The sequence below is a fragment of the Acetobacter sp. DsW_059 genome, assembly GCF_002153695.1.
Taxonomy (GTDB): Bacteria; Pseudomonadota; Alphaproteobacteria; order Acetobacterales; family Acetobacteraceae; genus Acetobacter; species Acetobacter thailandicus.
In genome coordinates this window covers 1-365 of record NZ_JOPI01000107.1, presented here as the reverse complement: position 1 = coordinate 365, position 365 = coordinate 1, and the positions used below count along the sequence as shown (strand labels likewise).

The following is a 365-nucleotide window of genomic DNA, read 5'->3' as shown; positions in this document are numbered from 1 at the left end:
GTTGCCTGAGTTTTACCATCTGCTTCATAAACAGGTTCTTCTGTAGTGGTCGTGACGCCATCAACAGTAGATGTAACCGCCTTAGTTTTAGGCGTTGAGCACCAGAGGCCATAATCAGACGGGTCCAGTCCCTGTGCAGTAAATGCAGCCTGAACTGTCTGAGCAATAACGCCGATATGGTTGCGTTTCGTTGCATTAGTGCTGAAATTCAGAGTGTAAACAACGCCAGAAATGGCAGCCCAGGCTGCACGGAGTTTTGTCGTCTCTGCTGTAAAATCTGACGTGCCAATCGTGCCGATGATGGTTTTATCGTTTGCGTCAGAGACTACCTGTACAGCACTCTGAAGAACTGCGCCACTGAATGG

1 protein-coding gene is annotated in these 365 nt (G+C 48.8%); it reads right to left on the bottom strand.

Annotation, left to right across the window (positions count from 1 at the left end):
• Positions 1-365: tail fiber domain-containing protein (locus tag HK25_RS12140; protein ID WP_143296011.1), on the bottom strand; the 365-nt coding region annotated here is incomplete at both ends.